The following is a 23,552-nucleotide window of genomic DNA, read 5'->3' on the forward strand; positions in this document are numbered from 1 at the left end:
TGTTTAAAGGGAAAGTAGGGGAAGCGGCATCGCCGCTTCCCCTACTTTCCCTCTCCTTAATAAAAACCCCGGTGGCCGAGCTTGCCGAGGCCTAATCAGGTTAACTTTACTGTCATTCTCCTTTCTGTAAATGCCAAATTTTAAAAACTACCATTGACAGAATTTCGGAGCAGTCGTCATGCTGACGCAGGAAGCATCTCCCTAGGTTCAGGAAATGATAAATTTGAACATAAATAGGACATCTAGAGATTCCTCGTGCCTCGGAATGACGCCCATTTTGATGTCATTCCCCTTTCTGTAAATGCCAATTTTATCAACATTTGAGACATATGAATTTTTAAATCTTATCTCTTATATAATCTAGGATCAAAAATGAATGGGGCTGAAGAGATTATTTTAATTTCTGAAAAATGATCGCTTCGGGGGTTAATGAGAATATTGTATTGCTGATGGACTACTGCACTGGGAACTATGATTCCGAGTAGTTCTTGGTTTTTATAATACTCTTCTGCTATTTCTGCCAAAATTCTTGGGGCGGGGTAATGAAACCAATTTTCAGGAAGTTTTTCTCTTTCGATTGATTTTACTTTTTCATCAGGAATTTCCAAGGTCAATAATTGGAGATCCGACTGGAACATGGGTGGAATATTGACCACAATCTCAAGTAAGGCAAGAGCCGGTACTTCTGAACAATAAAGTACAGCCCTCCCTTTTTTATTCCATCTGCCTCCGGCCATTGCTGCCCCGGTTCCACTCAGGTCATCGGCGTATTTTGGTTTAGCAAGACGATATACCAACATTAACTGTATATGTTGTATTCTATCCTGGTCAGTAAGTCCCTTACTTTGGAAATCCCTTCAGGGTAGCCGATAACTTCCATAGGCTTTAAGCCACCCAAAGCAGTATTGGGAAGCTCTGTCCACTTGAAAAAATCCTCTCTATTACCAAAAACTTCTTCTCCATAAATAAATAAGTCTGTGGCCTCCAATAACTTAATTGCTTCCTGCTTAGGCAAAGATTTATTTTCTTTTATCCTTCTATATAGCGTCGGCTCAGAACTTGATAAAATTGTAGCGATTTGGGAAAGTCCTAAGGAAAATGAGGCCTTGAAATTCTGAAGGACAGATGCTGCCAAGCCTTTGTCAGCCACAACGTAAAAATCCAAAGGCTCTTCTACTTTAAAAGTGAATTGGTCTTTGCCAAGAATATCCAGAATGTCCTGATAATTTTTCATTTGATAAAATATTTTATCAAATTTAAAATTTTTCCTGAGAATTAAAATTTTTTTTAACAATTTTCATCAAATCCCGGTCGGATAAATTTATAGGCATCAGGAAACTCTTCTTCCAGAATTTCTTTGATCTGGATCAATTTTTCCAGTAGTGGAAGAATAGACTCTTCCTCATCTTTAGACCAAAAAAGTACTCCTTGCCAAGCATCTATACTATTCTGAATGCAGATCAAAGCGACTTTTGACGCGCCATTATAAGCTCTTTCCTCAATAGGGTAATCATCCCAGAAAGACCTATCAGAAAAGTAATTCAATGCCCCCCGACATTTCACGGGAATCATGGTTTGGTACCATTGTATTGACTCCAAATGGCTGATTATTTTTCTTAGCTTAGCAACTTCGTTTTCATTACTTATTTCCTCTGGAATTTTTCCCAATAACAAAGGACCAAAAGACAGATCATTTGTTTTACTATTTACCCAATCCATGCACGTATTCATGTAAACTTCACTGAGGTCTGAAAGGGGATGGATATCGATTTTAATCTTGTTGATCTCATGGTCATGCATCATTTCATCCTGTTCCTCTTCATCCAGCTCATCCATGTCATCTTCCTCCATTTCAAATTCTTCTGCTGCCTCACTCAGCATTTCCATGGTCTCCATCAGTTTTTCTCTCATTTTCTCCATCTTTTCATCCTGATCAAGGTCACTATCCATGATTGCTTTGTCCTCTTGCTCTTGAGCATAAAGGAAACACTTGGAAGTCATCTTGCAGCGTTCGCACCATCTATCACACCAATTATAGATGCCAGGTATATGTTCAGGGTCTAATTGCTTCATGGTTTAATTAATTTATCTTTAAAATAAATTGAATGGGGTTAATTTTTCAAAGAAGAAGGGTCAACTATTTTATTTGATACGTTAAGTTCAGTGAATCCTTGCCTCATTTTGTGAAAGCTATTTAAGTTAACTTTAATTCCATGACCAGGTCATCCATTATAAAGCCATTCCCAATATCTATTACTTCTTTGAAAGCTTCATAGAATCCGATTCGTCTATAAAAATCAATAGCTCCCTGATTAAATTTGTTGACATTCAGGAACATCATCTTATTTCCATTTTCTAAAGCTGCCTTCTCCACAAATTGGATCAATTTCTTTCCTATTCCCTTACCTTGGGCTTCAGGCAAGATATAGATTTTATGGATTTTGGTTTTATCGGTCCCTTCATGATTGGTTTCATAGGAAGCAAATCCCAGATACTTTCCAGTTTCCTCTGCCAAGAGAAAAATATGGTTTTTGTCTTGTAACTGAGTTTTCAATGCCTTCAGATCATACATCCAGTTTAACATGTAGTTTATTTGTTCCGGACTCAGAATATTGGAAAAAGTTTTTGGCCAAGTCTGGTAGGCGATATTTTGGATTTCGGGAAGAAGATCAGCAGAAGCCCGGACTATATTGATCATAGAAGGAAATTAGGGTTATTTAGTTTTATTTCAAAGCAGGCAAGTATTGGAATAAATAGGTAATGGAATATTACTTAAATTCAGTTCTATTTGCAAGATTCCAGAGAATCAAAATATTTGAATGCATTTTTTTGACTGAAAATCATTCCCTTATTTGAAGGAAAGCATAGGGTAAATGGGACGGGCTTGCCTTGATACTTTCAATAAAAACAGAACGTAAATAAAAAAACCCTTCTTTGGGAAGGGTTTTTTAGCGGGTGAATTAAGCGTAGTTTGAAAAATGAGTAATCCTAAAAAAAGTCGAGAAATAGATAAGTATTTAAAAGTGATTTGGGGTAGTTAAAACATTTACTTTCAATTGTTAAATGAGTCTATAAACTCTGGGTGATTAATTGTTTTGGGTGATTATGATGAGTTAAAACTATGCAATACGAATTTAAAAAACAAAATAAAAAATAATGTTTAATTGAAATAAAATAAAAATATTTGTTTTAAGTGTAAAAAATCAGAATAATAGTTTGAAAAATAAAAATCAGGATATGAAATGCATTTATGTAGGTTTTTGGCTTTATTCAATTTTATATAAGTTCAGTTTTTTTGATTATCAATGTCATTTTTAGCCGTATTATATCATCGTTTTTTGATGAAAAAAAATCAAAATTTTTTAAGGTTTTTTTTTCAGGCAAAGGCCAATTTCAATTACTCCTTAAGATGTTTATTTTTTATCTTTAAATCATACTATTTGATTGTTTTCCTGAAATTTCCAAAAGGGATGATTTATTTTCTTTTATATCTATAAGTAAAACTCAAGTATAAATTTGGGAGTTCATAATAGATCTGGATTCAATGGTGATAGGATGAAAATTTCTGAAAAGATTGCGAAACAAATATTCAATCCTGAATTTCAGTTTCAGGCAAGCCGAAGCAGTGGACCTGGCGGCCAAAACGTAAATAAGGTAAACAGCAAGGTTACCTTGACTTTCAACGTATCTAACTCGGCATTGCTTGATGATATTGAAAAAGGAATTATTATGGATAAGCTTTCCAATATGCTTGATTCAGAAGGGAACTTACAAATCCAAAGCCAAGAAAAGCGCTCTCAAATCCAGAATAAAGAAATTGCCATCAGGAAATTTTACGATATCCTCCGCAAAGCATTTCACAAAAAGAAAATAAGGAAAGTGTCCAAACCAAGTAAGGCTGCAGTAGAAAAAAGGTTAAAAGAAAAGAAAGCCCTCTCGGAAAAGAAAGAGGGAAGGAGAGGGGGATGGTAATTTGTTATTAAACCTATAGTTCTTTTCATGTTAAGTGTTTAAGCACTTTTTTTTAATTTTTTCTGGAAAAATCAGATATTTTTTTAAATGCAATAAAATATTAGAAAAAGAATATTTTATACCTCATAATTATTAGAATAAAATAATTTTTTTCACTTTTAAAATTATTAATTAAGTTGATGAATGTGTTTTATTCAGAAAAATCCATGTTAAAAAATTATTATTTAATGTATTTTTAAACTCATTAAATTGGTTTTTAAATAATAATTTTTGATTTTTAAAAATTCTTATAGTTAACGGTTTAGTTGTGTGTTTTAAATTTGATTTTTTCATCGGGTTTAAAAGGTGAAAAAACTGTAAGAGATTATTGATTCTTTAAGTCATTCTTTCATTAAGCTTAATTCTTTAAAATATGGGATTTATTTACAATTTATTGGACAAAGGCATGAGGATAATGCTTTTTTTCTCCCTCCTAAGTACCGCGGTTTTATCAGCACCAACACTGAATACTGAACGTACTTATTTTCCAGTTAATTCTGAATTTAGAATTCCTGATAAACCAACGAAAAAGTCAGGACTAACTTTCGGCCAATCTCAATTTTTAAGGTTTGTTGGACCTTGCGGGAATAAAAGTTTACTGGATTGTAGTGAGATTCAAAAGTCTCTTCCGGTCAATCTAAGCTTTGATGGCTCTGAAGGCGGCTTGGCTAATACCGGATTTACCATGGCAGACCCACCTTCTGCTAACCGACTCAACGAAGACGCACCAATCGGAGGCTTTACTTACTCGGGAGCCGATCAGCCAATCGGTTTCGAACCTCAATTTTTGAGTTTCGATAACGGCCGTTTGGTGGTGAACGCAAGGAAAGGAATTAATTTTATTACTAGTCCTCCGAGTACCAACACCAATACAATGATCAATGGTTTAGGTGTGGCCTTTGATGCGAACAATGCCTTTTTTACCATTAAAACAACGGTCGTAAACCCTTACTCAGACGGCAATGCCAACTCGGAACAAGCGGGCTTGTGGTTTGGACTGAATGACAATAATTATGTCAAAGTCGTAGTTGTAAACAGCGGAAATAGCGGCACTAGAAATTATGAAATGCGTCGTGAACTTGGCGGAATTAGTGGAACGGCAGATGTAGTCAATGTAAATGGTATTTCCTTTCCTGCAAATGCAAGCATAACATTAAGTTTAGATGTAAATCCTGTAAACAATGAATTGAATGGCTATTACTCCATCAATGGAGCTACAAGGGTATTGATAGGTACATTTACAGGCACTTCTCATGCAGGGCTCATCAACGGTGCAACTGTCGATGGACAAAACGTAAGCTTTGCAGGAATAATGGCTACCAAAAGAAACGAAGCCGCAACAACTGTGGTAAACTATACTTTTGAAGATTTTTCAATTGAAGGTGAAGAAATTGTCTTACCAGATGAAATTGTTGCTCCATACCGAATAAATGTTGGCGGAAATGATTACACCAAAGATGGTGATTTATTTTTAGCAGAGAATACCATTTATTTGAGTGAATCAACGCCAACTACAGTTTCTTTAACTCCAATTACCAATCCTTATTTAGTACCCGGTGGACACGAGGATCTATATTTTCCCAGGAGATTTGGTTCTGATTTCGGTTACAATTTCCCAATAGAAAATGGTACATATTCTGTTAGGATTCATATGGTTGAGAATTTCCAGACCACAGCTGGGGCTCGGGTTTTTGATATTATCATGGAGGATAATGTGGCACAGGATAATCTGGACCTTTTTGCAGTTTATGGCAAAGGAGCACTGGGAATTACCCAAAATAACGTAACTGTTTCTGATGGGGAATTGAATATTCAGTTTTTAGCTTCGGCCAATAATGCCCTAATACAAGCCATAGAGATTCTTCCTTTGACCCAGAGCTTGGAAAAAGAAATTCTCAGCTTTGAATTTGCAGAGCAAACTGGTCCAGCTATAATTGATTTTATATCTAAAACCGTAAGTATTGAGGTAGCAGAAGGAACAGATCCAAACGGTTTGATTCCTTCGATTACAATTTCTAATCTTGCGAGTATTTCACCTTTGTCAAATGTAGCCCAGGATTTTTCAAGCCCAGTTCAATATACAGTAACAGCTGAAGATGGGAGTACAGCCATCTGGACAGTATCAGTTTCCATCGCTACTACCGATTTTTCATTTATAGATGATTTTGATACCTATGGAACTGGCAACCTAAACATAATTGCTCCAACGCAATGGTTATGGGAAAATGGTGCAGGAGTTCAGATTCCTGTCCTTGACCAGGGAATTTCTCCAAATACCACCCATTCTCTTGATTTTTCATTGGGCGGCCATACGCATGATTTAATTCCTTTGACCGCAAATCCCGTTTCGCTCACTCCGAACAAACCCTTCTATTTTAGCACGTATTTCAATGTTGAGGCTTTAGGTGCAGGAGCAGGAGACAGATTAAGGACTGCAATCAGAATAGATGATGGGGATCCAGGTATTCAGTGGGTAAGGCTTCAAATGGCAAAAGCTGGAAATGATCTTATCGCCAGAATAGGTCTTGGCGATGCTGCTTCGGACAATGGAAATGTTGGGGTAGATTATGGAAAAACCATTCAATTTGTCGTAAAAGGAGAATGGGATGGTAGTGGTAACATCAATTATCTTTGGACAATTGAACCCAAATTGGATGAATCCCAAAACACTTGGGTTTCTGCCGGATTTCATCCCGTTGTCGGTACCCCTCAGATTGGAAGGTTATTTATTAGCTCTGTTAACACCAATAATGGAAAAGTTGGACCTGTAAGGCTCAGTACAGATTATAGCGAGGTAGTGACTGAAGATTTAACAAGTCCTGTACCCAGTTCAGAAAAGTCTATTTTGGATTTTCTTATTGTCGGACAGATTGGATCTACTGTAATTGATAATGAAGCAAATACAGTTCAAATTACAGTTCCATTCGGAACTGAAATTACCGAAATTTCACCTTTATTCTCTGTTTCTGAATCAGCAACTGCTTCACCTGCTTCAGGAGAAGTGCAGGATTTTTCAAGCCCTGTGGTATACACGGTTACTGCTCAAGATGGCACTATTCAGCAATGGACTGTTTCTGTAACCGTTGAAGCAGGATTTGAAGTAAAGGTGAACTTCCAGAATAATCCATCCTTTACTGTTCCGCCAGTTGGTTATTTGCCGGATTATGGAAAGCAATTTGGGTTCTCTTCTGTAACATTCGAAGGTGAAGATTATGCCTTTGGATGGAAATTGAGATCCACAGGTGACCCAATTGACGTTTCGGAAGCTTCCGATAATGGCGGAACAACTGCCTTTGGAGGAGCAGGAAGAAACAGAATTGCCGGATCTTACGCTTCCGCTTCTATTAAAGATCAGCTTGAAGGAACACTACTGCATTTCCAAGGGGATAACATTATGAATACTTCAGGAGGTGTTCAAAGTTGGGCAGGACAGAGAAGGGGGAATGAACTGATTTGGGAATTGGAAGTGCCAAACGGAATCTATGATGTTACCATAGGTCTTGGAGATAAAGATATCAATAACATAGACAGCAGACATAGCGCTACCATAGAAGGGATTACCATTATCCCGGCTAAAGTTGCCGTCGCAGGAGAGGTTAGGGTAGAGACCATGACAGTGGAAGTGACTGATGGATTCCTTACCATGAACGGTGTTGGTGGGTTTAATTCCAAAATTACCCATATTGAAATCGTTGAAAGTACAAATGCACTAACCGCAGGTGCCCTATCTTTTGACCCAGCTTCTTTGGCTACTGGCTTGTCGCCAGAAACTACAGGTTCATTTATTGGAAATTTAAATGGCAGTGGTGCAACAGATATAGGATTGGTAATTGATGATGTTGTAAATGTTATCAATAAGAACAACACAGGTTTCAACGATTGGTTGACCCTTCCGGGAACTGCTGGACTTGGTGAAATCACCTTTAACACCACTTCTGTTGGTTTGCCACTGGGTACAACTAGGAATAATACCATCATAGCAACTGCAAAAGGGTTCTCCCCAGCGTTGCTTGAAGTCGATTTCACAGTAACCGAAGCATTGATACTTCAGGTAAGTGAAGGATCACTTTCATTTGAAGGTATAGAAGGAAGCCCCATTTCCACTCAATCAATAACTGTTTCTGCCAATTCAGGATCTCCATCAATAGTATTAACAGATGACCCAAGCGCCACAGCTTGGTTAGTCATACCTTCAGAACCTGTTTTGGGAGAGTTAGAATTTGGGATTCTGCCAGGTTTGCTGCCAGGAGAATATTCAACGACTATAACAGTTTCAGATGTAGACGGTCTTTATGAACCTACTGAAATTCTTGTCTCTCTTTCAATTATTGAATCACCACCTAGTACTGAAAAGGAAATAACCACAATCTCTTTTGGAGAAGCATACGGAGATCCTATAATCGATGCGGAGAATTCAACAATTTCATTTATAGTTCCAAGTGGAACTGATGTTACATCTTTAATACCTGAATTTAGTGTTTCGGAAGGTGCATCTGTTCTACCGGAATCCGGTACCACTTTGGACTTTACCAATCCGGTAATTTTTACTGTAACTGCTGAAGATGGTAGTATTCAAGAATGGACCGTTTCAGTAATTGTTGAAGAAGCTCCGTTTGTTCCATTTGAAGCTAAAATTAACTTCCAGAATAATCCATCTTTCACTGTTCCGCCAGTTGGCTATTTGCCGGATTATGGTAAGCAATTTGGCTTCTCTTCAGTGACAGTTGATGATGTAGATTATGCCTTTGGATGGAAATTAAGGTCCAATGGAGACCCAATAGATGTTTCGGAAGCTTCAGATAATGGTGGAACAACTGCCACAGGAGGGGCCGGAAGAAATAGAATTGCCGGATCATACGCTTCTGCATCTATTCAAGACCAGCTTGAAGGAACATTATTGCATTTCCAAGGAGATAACATTATGAATACAACAGGTGGTGTTCAAAGTTGGGCAGGACAGAGAAGGGGGAAGGAACTGATCTGGGAATTGGAAGTACCAAACGGAATCTATGATGTTACCATAGGTCTTGGAGATAAAGATATCAATAACATAGACAGCAGGCATAGTGCTACCATAGAAGGAATTACCATTATCCCAGCTAAAGTTGCAGTCGCTGGAGAGGTCAGGGTAGAGACCATGACAGTGGAAGTGACTGATGGATTCCTTACCATGAACGGTGTTGGTGGGTTTAATTCCAAAATCACCCATATTGAAATAGTTGAAAGTACGAATGCACCAAGTGCAGGTGTTCTATCTTTTGATCCTGCTTCTTTGTTAACTGGCTTGGTACCGGAAACAACAGGTTCATTTATTGGTAATCTAAATGGAAGCGGGGCAACTGGTATTGGATTGGTTATTGATGATGTGATAAATGTTATCAATAAGAACAACACAGGTTTCAACGATTGGTTGACCCTTCCGGGAACTGCAGGACTTGGTGAAATCACCTTTAGCACCACGTCTGTTGGTTTGCCACTTGGTACAACTAGGAACAATACCATCATAGCAACTGCCAAAGGGTTCTCACCGGCGTTACTAGAGGTTGATTTTGAAGTTACCGAAGGACCATGCAGTCCATTTAGTACTGTGCCTTGTGATCAGATTGTAAAATCCCTTCCGGTTAACTTAACTTTTGATGGAACAGAAGGTGGGTTGCTATCTGGAAATGGAATAGAAACTGGATTCACTATGGTTGATCCATATTCAGGAACGAGAGTTGCTGAAGATGGAACACCTACTTTTGCTTCAATTCCATCCTACGAGCCTTCCAAATTGACCATTTCAGATGGTAATTTGGTAATGAATGCATCTAAGGGCATTGCATTTTTAACAAATAATGCTCAGATCAATACTTTAGGAATTGGACTTCAAGGAATCAATACGAAACTCACTATTGAAACGAAGTTATTGGGTATAAATACTGGTCCAAATGCGGCTCAGGCTGGAATTTGGTTTGGTATTGATGATAAAAACTTTGTGAAACTAAATGTAAATGGTACTAACGTAGAGGTTAGGAGAGAAATCAACGATATATCCTCAACAGCAGCTGCTGCTTCCAATATCGATCAAATCCAAATCACAGGAGTTGTCATCGCTGGTTATGATGTGACTTTACGAATGGAAATTGATCCAATTGGACAAACCATTACGTCATATTATGCAGTTGGTGAAGGAGCCTTTATCCCAGTTACGAAAACCGGATTCCCAACTTTAGCTTTAACTCAGGTTTATCTTGATGGGTTGAATTCCGGGGATTTGTTGGGTACAACTTTCGCTGGTATTTATTCCACTTATAGAAATAATGCAACTTCCTTCAATGCTACTTTCGATTACTTCTCAGTAAGTCAGGACGAAGTAGCGGCCAATAGTCCTCCGATTATTCTTCCTCAGGAATTTACAGTTAATGAAGGAGTTGCAATCGGCACTATAGTAGGAATAGCTGAGGCAAGTGATGCTGACAATGAAGATTTGTTGTATTCCATAACAGCAGGAAATAACGAGGGAATTTTCTTAATTAATGAAAGTACGGGAGAAATCACAACTGCGGTTGAAATTGAATTCAATAGTAGTCCTCAATATATTTTGACTGTTGCGGTTAGTGATGGAATAGACATTGCTGAAGCAAATATCACTATCAATATTAATGAAGTTATTACATCCGGTCCGTGTTCTCCTTACAGTTTATTGGATTGTGATCAGATTGTAGGTTTGCTTCCAATTAATTTGACTTTTGATGGATCACAAGGGGGGCTTTTAGATGGAAATGGTCTAAGTACAGGCTTTACTATGGCTGATCCTCATTCAGCACCAAGGTTAACAGAAGATTTACCAATAACCAATCCGAATGTTTTGGGATATGAACCTTCCAAACTAAACATCAACAATGGTAATTTGACTATAACGGCAACCAAAGGAATTGCTTTCCTTGCACCGCCGGCAAGTATTAACAACAATACTCAGGTGAATTCTCTGGGAGTAGGTATACAAAACATCAATACTCCTTTGACAATTGAAACCAAGCTTCTTGGAATTAACACTGGAACTGGTTCCGGTCAGGCAGGGATCTGGTTTGGCTTGGACGAAGATAACTTCGTCAAACTTGCGGTTATTGCCAATACTATTGAAATAAGAAAGGAACTTGGCGGGGTTTCTTCGACTGAGGCAAATACTCAGGATCAAATTTTATCTCCTGTCAATAATAGTATAACTGGGTCGGATGTGACTTTAAGGTTGGTAATAGATCCACAGGCACAAACTATCAAAGGTTTCTATGCCATTGGAAATGGAGCTTTTGTTCAATTGACAAAAACCGGATTGGATGCTTTGGAATTGCCACAATCTTACATCAACGGGAAATCCATCAATGGTGAAATCACTGGGGTAAGTTTTGCGGGTATTTATGCAACATACAGGAATGCAAGTACATCATTTGATGCGACATTTGACTATTTCCAAGTTGAAAAGGAAGATGAGCCACTTTCATTTAATTTCACGCCAAATACCTTGAATTTCAGTGGTGTTGAAGGTTCTGTTATTCCTTCCCAAACTGTAACTTTATCTGCTACAGAAGGGAACCCAACTGTAACCTTAAATGATGATCCCCATTCCGCTGAATGGTTGATTTTACCAGACAATCCTACTTTGGGATCTTTGGAATTTGGAATAGTTGAAGGATTGACTCCTGGAACCTATGGAACTACCATAATTGCCTCCACAGATCCGGGGTTAGGATATCAAAATGCAGAATTGGTTGTCAATTTGGTTGTCACTTCCGAAAATTCTCCAAGTTTCGGACTAAATGTCAATTTCTCTGATCCGGCTACTACACCTCCCACTGGTTATGTGAGAGATGGGGGTGATGCATTTGGAAATAGGGGAAATGGAAACTTCTATGGTTGGCTTGATGCAAATACATCCAATCCAGCAAACCTTACGCTTAATGGTAGGAATAGGGCAGTAGTTGGTGTGGATGTTTTGAACAATACCCTTATTCATATGCAATATGGAGACGTTTCTACCAATGCTGCCCTTGGGTATTTGCCGGATGCAAAATGGGAAATTGAAGTACCAAACGGTAATTATCAAGTTACGGTTTTTGTAGGTGATCCTAATATTGATGGATCGGTCGAGGATACTCCAAGCCATACTGTTGTAGTCGAAGGTGTCAATGCCATAAATGGTTTTGTCCCTTCGGGTGCCGTTGGTGCTGCTAGCAGGTTTACTTCAGGTACAGTTAATGTTGTTGTAAATGATGGAAGACTGACTTTAGATCCAGGAAATGGATTTAACACCAAAATAAATAGTGTATCTTTCATTTCACTTGATGGTGAAGGAGGGTTAACACCAAGGGTTTTGGGAGTGAATCCACCTAATGGCGCTGTCGGAGTGCCGGTAAATGCAAGTATATCTGCAAATAACCTTTTCACTCCTAACCTTGATTCCAATGGTAATGCGGGGGTAGATAATAATACAATCACGCCTGCGACAGTAAGATTGTTTAAAGTTGGAAATCCAACTCAAATCGCTGCAAGTTTGAATGGTACTGCTGGAGGAGATGCAATCAATTTGGTACCGACTTTGCCCTTGGAAGCAAATACACTTTATAGGTTCGAAATTGAAGGAGTACTGGATCTGACAGGCGTTCCATTCGAATCTTTCACTTCCACCTTTACAACTGGAGGTGGGGTCTCAGGCCCTACAACTGATCTTGATAATGTATCATTTACACGTTTTGGTGCAGTGGTTTCCGGCACTAAAAAATACACAACCTTGACGATTGGTCCAGATGAAAAATTATATGGTCTGACTATTGACGGTGAAATTCATAGGTGGATTATTGAAGCTGATGGTACCCTTTCTAACCAGCAAGTGCTTTTGGGACTTAAATCCGTGTATGGAGAACGTTCAGCTGTTGGTCTTGAGTTTGACCCATCTTCAACTTCAGAAAATCTGATTGCTTATGTTTCACATAATAATTCAGGTTTGAATAATGCTCCGGATTGGGATGGTAAATTATCCAGATTGACAGGTCCAAACTTGGCAACTGAAGTGCTACTAATCACTGATTTGCCAAGATCTACTAAAGATCACTTGACAAATAGTATTGCCTTTAGACCTGGCGAGCCGAATATTCTATACTTCCTCCAAGGAAGTAACAGTGCTGCAGGTGCACCTGATGGTGCTTGGGGAAATAGAGAAGAAAGTTTGCTTACTGCTGCAACTTTGAGACTTGATTTGACCAAACTACCGGCTACGCTTCCATTAAATGTAAGGACAACCAGAAATCAAGCTGCAATTAATGCTGTGGATGTGAACTCCCCAACGCTTGATGGTTTGTATAATCCATATTATATCAATGCACCTTTAACTTTGTTTGCTTCTGGTGTTAGAAATGCTTACGATTTGGTATGGCATTCTAACGGTCAACTTTATATTCCAACAAATGGTACTGCAGGCGGAAGTAATTCACCTGCTTCAGTAAATGGAACAAGAAGACCTGATGGTACTTTCTATGACCATTCAAACCCATTGTATCCTGTTATTCCTGGAACGACAAACAATGTAGTTCAGAGAGATTGGTTATTTAGAGTAAATCCAAATGAACCATTGGGTTATTATGGTCATCCCAATCCATTTAGGGGAGAATATGTGTTGAACAGAGGTACTGTTGATACGAATAAATATCCTGCAGGAATAGTTCCAGATCCAAATTATAGAGGGGCAGCGTATGATTTTGGTTTCAATTTCTCTCCAAATGGAGTTATTGAATATAGAAGTAATGCGGAAAATGGAAATTTGACAGGAGCGATATTGGTAGCTAGGTATAGCGGTGGTAGTGATATCATTGCTTTGGTTCCTGATGGGCCGAATGGTGATATTTCAACTTTCAAAACAGGAATTCCTGGATTTACAGGTTTTACCGATCCTCTTGATTTGATTGAAGATGTTAAAACAGGTAACATTTATGTTTCTGATTTTTCAACTAATCAGATCATATTGTTGAAACCTAGTAATCAGGCAGCTCCGACCCCTCTTATTGTATTGAATACTGATAAGGTTGTCGTAGATGCTGTAACCACTAATGGAACCCCGAACTCCACTTTTACCCAAGAGATTCTACTTTCTAACCTTGGAAATGGTGTATTAAATGGAATTACAGCCCAGGTAACTGGAATTCATAGTGGGGACTTTACAATTACAAACTTGGTATCATCGGTAAATCCTCAAAATTCCGCTGCATTTAACGTTGTGTTTAATCCAAGTGCAAATGGGATTAGAAATGCGGTACTTACTGTTTCAGGCAGTAATGCTGAATCAGTTGTTGTTCCTTTGACGGGTTTAGGTAAACAAGGTATTGGAGGAGCTAATGAACCTTCACTCCAGTGGGTATTGGATGCTCATTTAGGCCAAGGTGTTGTTAATTCAGGCGATATCAATCCTGCTACAAATGTTCTTGATTTGCCAAGTGGTAAATCTTACAATGACTTGTTGGGCGATGAGGTTGATGTTCAGGAATTTGAAAGAGCTATAGACGCCCCAGTAACTATTGAGGTCTTGAGTGTTTATGGACCGACTTCCAGTAATCCTATAGTTGCATTCGGATGGTATAATAGCGGAGACGCTTCTAGCACTCAGGAAATCTTTACTGTCCAGAACAATCTTCAAGGGAAAGGTGAGTCCAATGGCCAAACCTTGACTCCGATAGTAACAGGAAGTACCGTATTTGATCCCGGTACAGGAAACTTTGGATTCTATAGTAGATGGCCGTTCTTCGGAAATCGTCAGCTGTTCAGTGAACATGATCTAAACACTTTCGACCAAAATATCCCTAGACATGTTAGAGTTTATGAATTACCCGGAGAAGAAAATGCTTATATCATAGCTACTGAAGAGCATATTTCAGGATTTGATTACCAGGATATAGTGGTAATTGCAAGGAATGTGAGACCTGCAGTAAAACAAGCTATTGTTGAGATCAGTCCAGAAGAGTTGATTTTTGAAGTAAATATCAATAGTGACCCTGCTGGAAAAAATACAGATACGAAAACTGTAACTTTGACTAACAACGGCAATGATGTGCTCAATATCACCGGAGCTTCAATTATCAATGGTTTTGCAAATCAATTTAATCTTGTTTCTCCTTTAGGGTCTTCAGAATTGAATCCTGGAGAGTCGATAGAATATACTGTGACATATGCGCCAACTTTGGATAATTCGAATTTGGGATACCAAGATGCTACACTTAGAATTGCTACAGATAATCCTGATCAGCAATTTATTGATATTGGTCTGTATGCCTTGAAAAAACTTGGATTGGAAGGTGGTAATGAACCTTCATTGCAAGCCGTAGTTGATGTCCTTGGAATTGGAATTGATGTTGGTTGGACCCAATTGGCGATCGGTACGGGCACCGAACTCAAAGGTGAGGAAGTGCTGGTTCAAAGATGGATAAAAGCTGGCTCAGGTCCGGTGAATATTAAACCAGTTGGCAGATACTCTCCTTCTGAATCACTTCCGTTTGGATGGTATACAAATAATAATGGAAATGTGATAACCAATGAGGTTGGAATCCTTGAAACCGGTAGAGATAATGCACAAACATTATTTCCACCGATTGCAAGTGGAACAGACGTATTTGACCCACAAGGTTCTGTCTTTGGGATCTATGTTTTCTCAGAATTCTTCAATAGAGTCAATTATACCGAAGATGGCCTTAATACAGGTGGTGTCGTAAGAAGAGTTAGAACATATCCGATGAAAGATCGCCAAGGCAATCTTATAGAGAACAGCTACCTTGTGAATTTTGAAGATGCATCTAATGGGGATTATCAGGATTACATGTTTGTGATTGATAATGTTGTCCCATTTGTTGATGGAACTTTAAGGTTAGAATTTGAGCCTTCTGTGATCAATCTGACTGAATCAATCAACGGAGATAATACCATTACAAGACAGGTGGTTCTTAATGCAAATGGCCCAATTACTCCTGGGGAGGTAACTCTGTCTTCTGCAAATTCGAGATTAGGATTCCCTTCTGATTTTGAATTTGGAAGTCCTTTCGAAATAACTTTTGACAGAACCGGCTTAGGAGTTGGTAATTATATTGCTACACTTACTGCTACATCGGCAAATTATGTTTCTGGAGAATTGAGTTTCAATCTTGAAATTTCATCAGATCCGGAATTTATATATCAATTCAATTTCCAAGATGCAACAAATGTGGCTTTGTCTCCAGTTGGATATATTGATGATTTGGGAACATCGTTTGGTCAGAAGAGTACTGCACTAGGGGATTTGAATTTCGGTTGGGTTCTACCTGGTACCAATACACCAGCAAGTGCTGAGGCTAATGGAAGAAACAGGAATACAGGAGTAAATGATGATCCATTGTTGAAAACATTTACAATTATGGGCCATAGGACACCTGCTTCATTCCCACTCCGGGATTGGTTGGTCAACCTTCCAAATGGTTCATATAGTGTAAATATCAGTGTAGGAGATGTAGACTTTACTGACAGTAACCATCAATTGGATGTGAATGGAGTTAGGGTGTTGAGTTTTGATCAGCAAAGCAGCAATCCTGAGAACCTTATTAATTTCCAAGACACTAAGATCGTTGAGGTCACTAATGGAGTATTGAGATTATCTCTTGGAGCTGGTGGAGTAAATGCCAAACCAAACTACATACGCATAGCCCCAATAAATATTTCTTCAATTCCACCAGTAATCAATGCAATTTTTGATGGCAATATGGCCTCTGAAAATGTATTCCGAGGAAACGTTTCAGTTTCTTTTGAGGCATTAGACCAAAGTCAGAGTGGAAGTATCGTAAGATTGGAGTATAGCCTTGAAAATGGCCCTCTGACCACCTTTACGGAGCCACTTATTTTCAACCAACCAGGAAATTATAACATTATTGTTGAAGCTGAGGATGCAAATGGAAACACAACAACCAGATCATTTGAATTCTCAATTGAAGAACCTTCGGGAGCTGTTTTACAAATGGATAACATGGCTAAAATTCCTGGGACCAATATTGGATTCCCCGCTGAGGATTATTACACTTTCTCTAGGATTCATAATATCACTTCAAATCCTAATGCTAAGTTTAGTGATCAAAATACCATGCGACTTTCCAACAGTGGTACGAATGATCTTGTGATTGACAATATAAGTATCTCTGATCCAGCGCGATTCAATTATGTCATATTGCCTGAAGGAAGTCCTCAGACTTTCCCATTGGTAATCCAACCTGGCACTTTCAAAGAATTGTTGATAACCTTCACAGCAAACAATCAAAATAACAGGACACTGATGAAGGAAGAGATTACAATCGTATCCAATGCCGATAACGGTCTGAACATTAAGGCAACTTTACATGGAGCTAACGCGGCTGCCCTGGAGGGTAACAATGAAAATGATGCCCAAGAGGTCTTTGATGCCTTTAGTTTTACAACTAGCATGAGAAGTATTGTCAATGATGATGGAACCATTACACCTCCAAATCCAAATCCTTTGAGACCAAGCTCAAATTTCCCACTTTTTGAGAATATTGATGCTGGATATGAGGGTGATATGATATTCTCACCGACCTTTGTTCAGGCAGATCCAACCAAACCGGTAATTGGGGTTCAGTTATCAGCCCTTCATGGACCTGGTTCCAATGGAGCTCAATTTGTGCAGGTCAATGGTACAGGAGTTGTTGGCGGAATGAGTTTCTCCCATAATGCAGATTGGTATCAATCTTTACTGCCTAAAAACAATTCAGGAGTATTAACTACTGATCTTGCAAATTTGATAAACGTACCGTTTAGAATCGCTGTAGCTGGATATCCATCGAGTGGTGGAAATAATTTGAGTGGAAATCGGCCTGATCTTTTGGGTCTAAGGATATACAAAGCAATTGATCGAAACGGTAATATCATACCAAATGAATATATAGTTTTGCAGGATTTCATTGGCAGTGGTTGTGGTGCAGGTTCAGCAAATTGTGATTGGAATGACAATACATTCTATTTCAAAAATATCAGACCGGAAGCAGTCCCAACAGCCTCAGCAATAGCACCTATATTTGTTGATGCTACCAAACCGTTTGAGGCAGAATTAGGTGGTAATTTCGATAAAGCCTATCCTGGTAATATCTTGACATTTAGTGCCACACTTCTGGATGGCTCAGCACTTCCAAATTGGATGAACATCAGCACAATAGGAAAGCTTTCCGGAACTGTTCCAGGTGATGGAAATAATGAACATATGGTAATTGTAACAGCCACTGATCTCAATGGATTGACGGCTAGCGAAACTATCCAAATTCAGGTCAATCAATTGCCGGTAGCAGTAGCTTCTTCTAACACCTTGCAAGGCAGAATACCATTTAGTGTCGAATTTAGAGGTGAAGATTCATCTGATGATGGAGAAATAATATCCTACAATTGGAATTTTGGTGACGGCGGTACTTCAAGTGAGGCAAACCCAACTTACCAATTCTTGAATACAGGTGAATTTGAGGTAACTTTAACTGTTACAGATGATAGAGGACTTGAAAATACAACTTCGCTCAATATCAGGGTTATTGATTTTGGCCCGCTAGCAGTTGCTAGTTCGGATATTACTCAGGGATTGGCTCCACTATCTATTTCATTTGATGGAAGTCTTTCTGATTCAGATGTTGAAATTGTTGAATACAAATGGAATTTCGGAAATGGTGTAGAGGCCCTCGGTCCGATAGTTAATTATATCTATGAAGTTGGAGGAAATTTTACTGTAACCTTAATGGTTACCGACGCCAACGGGCTTTCAGATCAAGTTTCACTACAGATTTCTGTTGCAGTCAATCAACCCCCTGTAGCAGTTGCTTCTTCGAATGTAACCTCCGGAGCATTCCCATTGACAGTCAATTTCAATGCGGGTGGTAGCACGGATGATTTTGGAATAGTCTCTTATCTATGGGACTTTGGAAACGGCGAAACTTCCAATCTTATTTCTCCTGTGGTGGTTTATGAAGAGTTAGGGGTTTATGATGTAACCCTGACAGTCACCGATGAGCAAGGTTTGAGTGATGCAGATGGACTCACCATAACAGTAGTAGAACCTCAACCTGAACCAAACTTTGTTTTGAGAATCAATGCAGGTGGACCGGAATTGACATACAACGGGGAAGTGTTTGCTGCAGATGCGAATTTTATAGGTGGTAAATCTTATACAAATACCAATGCAGCTGTTCCTGCACTTTACCAGACAGAGAGAAGTGCCAATCCACCTACTTTTGGATACAACATTCCTGTTCCGAATGGTAGTTATACAATTAACCTTCACTTTGCTGAAATTTATTGGGGAGCTACAGGAGGTGGACCCGGTGGAAATGCAGGGCAGAGAATCTTTGATGTTAGCATCAATGGTCAACTGGTATTGGATAATTATGATATCAATGCCGAAGTTGGGCCTCAAAACATAGTCATCAAGACTTTTGAAGTAGAGGTGGTGAATGGACAAATTTTGATGGACTTCTCAGCACTTGCAAGTGTGGGTGGTGTCAATGAGCCTAAATTGTCTGCGTTTGAAATCTTTGGAATAACCAATGTTCCAAATGAGGCACCTGTTGCAGTGGCAACAGCAGACCCATTGTCAGGTTTTGCACCATTGACAGTAGCGTTCAGTTCCGAAGGTTCATCGGACGATGGTGAAATTGTGAGTTATTCTTGGGATTTTGGAGATGGGAATACTTCATTAGAGGAAAACCCAACTCACATTTATACTATACCTGGAAATTATTCTGCTGTACTTACAGTCACGGATGGTGAAGGATTGATAGGAACATCATCCGTCGACATTATTGTTTCCGAAGAACCTGGAGCTTTCAGCTTATATCTTAATACTGGTAGTGCTGCAAACGTAAGTTTAGATGGAAAAACATTTATAGGTGATCTTTCTTTCCCAAGTTACTACAATAGCACGCATACTTATACTAATGTGAATGCGAGTACAATTCCACTTTATCAAACAGAAAGAGGTTCTCAGGCTGATTTGACAGTATTAAACTTCACTATACCTGTTCCAAATGGTATTTACAATATCAGTACTTTCCATAATGAATTGTATTTTGGCAAAGTTGCAGGTGCACCATCTGGGATTGCGGGCAGAAGGGTATTTGATATTTTGATTGAAGGCCAAGTAGTGAAAGATGATTTTGATATTTTCTTGGAATCAACAAATCAGCCGGTAGTTTTGAATTTCAATAACGTAGAAGTGCTTGATGGAATACTTAATCTAAGTATGATTCCGAGTGCTAATAGGGCTAGTATATCTGGATTGTCAATAGAAAAAGTTGTTTCTAATGTTGAATTACCTGATGTTCCTGTCTTGTTGTCACCATCAAACGGTTCTACAGGCCTTGAAAGAATAGTCAACCTTACCTGGCAAACTGTTCCAAATGCTGACGATTACAGCGTTCAAGTTTCTAGTGATGTTGATTTTGGAAACATTATAATTGATGAGTCTGGAATAGTGGAAAATTCCTTTACCACCTCTGAACTTACGGCAAATACCACCTACTTCTGGAGAGTGTTGGCTTCAAACGTGGAAGGGGATTCAGATTGGTCCGAAACCCGCAGCTTTACCACAGAGCAAGAAGTGGTTGTCAACCCTGACGAAGATCTTATTGGCCATTGGAAGATGGACGAGGGATCAGGCAATGTACTTGTCGACCATTCTGGCAACGGTAACAACGCCTTACTGCAGAGCACCGCAGGAGTAAGCTGGTCACAGGGGGTCATCGGGCTTGCATTGGAACTGCCAGGAAACTGGAACAGGTTCGGGATAGCACCCCACAGTCCTTCCCTGCAAATTAACGATGCCGTTACCATCTCCGCCTGGGTAAAACCCAATGTGGTGGGAAGGAACACCGTTATCAGGAAGTCGGACGGAAAAGGCTTCGAGCTTACTCTCAGCAACGACGGACTTGTCTATTTCCATCTCAACAGGGACGCCAACGGTTCGGCTTATCTCCTAAGGTCTGCCTACAACTATACCGCTGATGTGGGCCAATGGATTCACGTTGCCGCAACTTTTGACGGTACCACGAGCAAAATATTCATCAACGGCATTGAGAACGCCTCCGCAACGTACGCTCCATTCGACATCGGAACGGCATCGGGGGATCTCACCATAGCCGCATATGGTAACGTACAGCGGTTCAACGGTGCCATGGACGACCTCAGACTCTACGGAAGGGCCCTTGATGAGACCGAAGTCTTCACCCTTTTCGGAGGGGAAGCACCATTGCCATCTGTTCCGCAGCTGCTTGCTCCTGAGAACGGCAACAGTTCTGTCACCGCTCCGGATGCACAGCTTTTCTGGCTCCAAAGTGACTTCGCAAACGGTTACAGGGTACAGATCGCAAACAGCGCTGACTTCTCCTCTCCTCTTGCAGATGCAGATGCAGGGGATGCACTGTTCTTCGGTGCCACTGGACTTCTGCCGGAAACCACCTATTTCTGGCGTGTCCTGGCCTACAACGGTGAAGGGAATTCAGAATGGTCCGAAACACGTAGCTTCACCACCGTAACAAACGGTGAAGTACCGGATGGACCTGTCGGCCACTGGAAGATGGATGAGGGATCAGGCAATGTACTTGTCGACCATTCGGGCAACGGTAACAACGCCTTACTGCAGAGCACCGCAGGAGTAAGCTGGTCACAGGGGGTCATCGGGCTTGCAGTGGAACTGCCCGGCACCTGGAACAGGTTCGGGATAGCACCCCACAGTCCTTCCCTGCAAATTAACGATGCCGTTACCATCTCCGCCTGGGTAAAACCCAATGTGGTGGGAAGGAACACCGTTATCAGGAAGTCGGACGGAAAAGGCTTCGAGCTTACACTCAGCAACGACGGACTTGTCTATTTCCATCTCAACAGGGACGCCAACGGTTCGGCTTATCTCCTAAGGTCTGCCTACAACTATACCGCTGATGTGGGCCAATGGATTCACGTAGCCGCTACTTTTGACGGTACCACAAGTAAAATATTCATCAACGGCATTGAGAACGCCTCCGCATCCTACGCCCCCTTCGGCATCGGAACGGCATCGGGCGATCTCACCATAGCCGCATATGGTAACGTACAGCGGTTCAACGGTGCCATGGACGACCTCAGACTCTACGGAAGGGCCCTTGATGAGATCGAAGTCTTCACCCTTTTCGGAGGGGAAGCACCATTGCCATCTGTTCCGCAGCTGCTTGCTCCTGAGAACGGCAACAGTTCTGTCACCGCTCCGGATGCACAGCTTTTCTGGCTCCAAAGTGACTTCGCAAACGGTTACAGGGTACAGATCGCAAACAGCGCTGACTTCTCCTCTCCTCTTGCAGATACAGACGTAGGGGATGCACTCTTCTTCGGTGCCACTGGACTTCTGCCGGAAACCACCTATTACTGGCGTGTCCTGGCCTACAACGGTGAAGGGAATTCAGAATGGTCCGAAACACGTAGCTTCACCACCGTAACAAACGGTGAAGTACCGGATGGACCTGTCGGCCACTGGAAGATGGATGAGGGATCAGGCAATGTACTTGTCGACCATTCGGGCAACGGTAACAACGCCCTCCTTCAGAGCACCGCGGGAGTAACCTGGTCTCAGGGGGTCATCGGGCTTGCAGTGGAACTGCCCGGCACCTGGAACAGGTTCGGGATAACACCCCACAGTCCTTCCCTGCAAATTAACGATGCCGTTACCATCTCCGCCTGGGTAAAACCCAATGTGGTGGGAAGGAACACCGTTATCAGGAAGTCGGACGGAAAAGGCTTCGAGCTTACACTCAACAGCGACGGACTTGTCTATTTCCATCTCAACAGGGACGCCAACGGCTCGGCCTATCTCCTGAGGTCCACTTACAACTATACCGTTGATGTGGGCCAATGGATCCACGTTGCTGCAACTTTTGACGGTACCACGAGCAAAATATTCATCAACGGCATTGAGAACGCCTCCGCAACGTACGCTCCATTTGACATCGGAACGGCATCAGGAGATCTCACCATTGCCGCATACGGCAACATACAGCGGTTCAACGGTGCCATGGACGATCTCAGGCTTTACGGAAGGGCCCTGAACATTTCGGAAATAACGGATCTTTATACCAATTCGTCCAATATTGCCAGAAAATCGGAAGGATCGGTTAAAGGACAAATCATTGAGGAAACACAGTTTTCTGTGCAAGATCCTGAAACTGATGCCCTATTCGGCTTCAAAATCTATCCGAACCCGGTCGAGGACCGACTCCATATTCAGCTGAACAGCAGAGAGGAAACCACAGTTGGGGTTATAGTGTACGATATGATGGGCAGGCAGTATATCAACAGGTCGGCAGTACCGGAAAACGGTGAGATTGTGCTCGATCTTGCGCCGGTAAGGATGGCCGCCGGCACCTATCTGTTGATCCTGGATCAGGGACAAGGCAGAATGAAACAGGTCAAGTTTATCAAGAAATAACAATTGAATTGTAAGAAAACCAAAAACGGTCAGCAGATTATGCTGACCGTTTTTTTTC

Annotated in this window: 6 protein-coding genes; 2 read left to right on the forward strand and 4 right to left on the reverse strand. The window is 40.5% G+C overall.

The window, feature by feature from the left end:
- Nucleotides 1–344: 344 nt before the first annotated feature.
- From B9A52_RS15395 to B9A52_RS15410, 4 genes are all read right to left on the reverse strand, one after another.
- A complete protein-coding gene (locus B9A52_RS15395; protein ID WP_084121283.1) occupies nt 345–800 on the reverse strand; it encodes an RES family NAD+ phosphorylase in 456 nt (151 codons plus the stop codon).
- Entirely contained in the window at nt 800–1,234 is a 435-nt protein-coding gene (locus B9A52_RS15400) for an antitoxin Xre/MbcA/ParS toxin-binding domain-containing protein (protein WP_084123549.1), read from the reverse strand. Before B9A52_RS15400 ends, B9A52_RS15395 begins: the two co-directional genes overlap by 1 nt.
- Nucleotides 1,235–1,287: 53 nt before the next feature.
- A complete protein-coding gene (locus tag B9A52_RS15405) occupies nt 1,288–2,073 on the reverse strand; it encodes a hypothetical protein (protein WP_084121284.1) in 786 nt (261 codons plus the stop codon).
- A 121-nt stretch (nt 2,074–2,194) separates the two neighbouring features.
- Nucleotides 2,195–2,698 (reverse strand): GNAT family N-acetyltransferase, encoded by a 504-nt coding sequence (locus B9A52_RS15410; RefSeq protein ID WP_084121285.1) that lies wholly within the window; start codon nt 2,696–2,698, stop codon nt 2,195–2,197.
- Nucleotides 2,699–3,555: 857 nt separating this feature from the next.
- Between B9A52_RS15410 and arfB the strand changes: the two genes are divergently transcribed.
- Entirely contained in the window at nt 3,556–3,972 is a 417-nt protein-coding gene (gene arfB, locus B9A52_RS15415) for an alternative ribosome rescue aminoacyl-tRNA hydrolase ArfB (protein WP_084121286.1), read from the forward strand.
- A 412-nt stretch (nt 3,973–4,384) separates the two neighbouring features.
- Entirely contained in the window at nt 4,385–23,494 is a 19,110-nt protein-coding gene (locus B9A52_RS26155) for a LamG-like jellyroll fold domain-containing protein (RefSeq protein WP_084121287.1), read from the forward strand.
- The last annotated feature ends 58 nt before the right edge of the window (nt 23,495–23,552 follow it).

The organism is Aquiflexum balticum DSM 16537 (assembly GCF_900176595.1).
In the GTDB taxonomy this organism is placed as follows: domain Bacteria; phylum Bacteroidota; class Bacteroidia; order Cytophagales; family Cyclobacteriaceae; genus Aquiflexum; species Aquiflexum balticum.

What these genes read in the sequence shown, in the direction of transcription:
- B9A52_RS15405 (WP_084121284.1), bottom strand. Translation starts at nt 2,073, where the DNA reads ATGAAGCAATTAGACCCTGAACATATACCTGGCATCTATAATTGGTGT.
- arfB (WP_084121286.1), top strand. Translation starts at nt 3,556, where the DNA reads ATGAAAATTTCTGAAAAGATTGCGAAACAAATATTCAATCCTGAATTT.
- B9A52_RS26155 (WP_084121287.1), top strand. Translation starts at nt 4,385, where the DNA reads ATGGGATTTATTTACAATTTATTGGACAAAGGCATGAGGATAATGCTT.
- B9A52_RS15400 (WP_084123549.1), bottom strand. Translation starts at nt 1,234, where the DNA reads ATGAAAAATTATCAGGACATTCTGGATATTCTTGGCAAAGACCAATTC.
- B9A52_RS15410 (WP_084121285.1), bottom strand. Translation starts at nt 2,698, where the DNA reads ATGATCAATATAGTCCGGGCTTCTGCTGATCTTCTTCCCGAAATCCAA.
- B9A52_RS15395 (WP_084121283.1), bottom strand. Translation starts at nt 800, where the DNA reads ATGTTGGTATATCGTCTTGCTAAACCAAAATACGCCGATGACCTGAGT.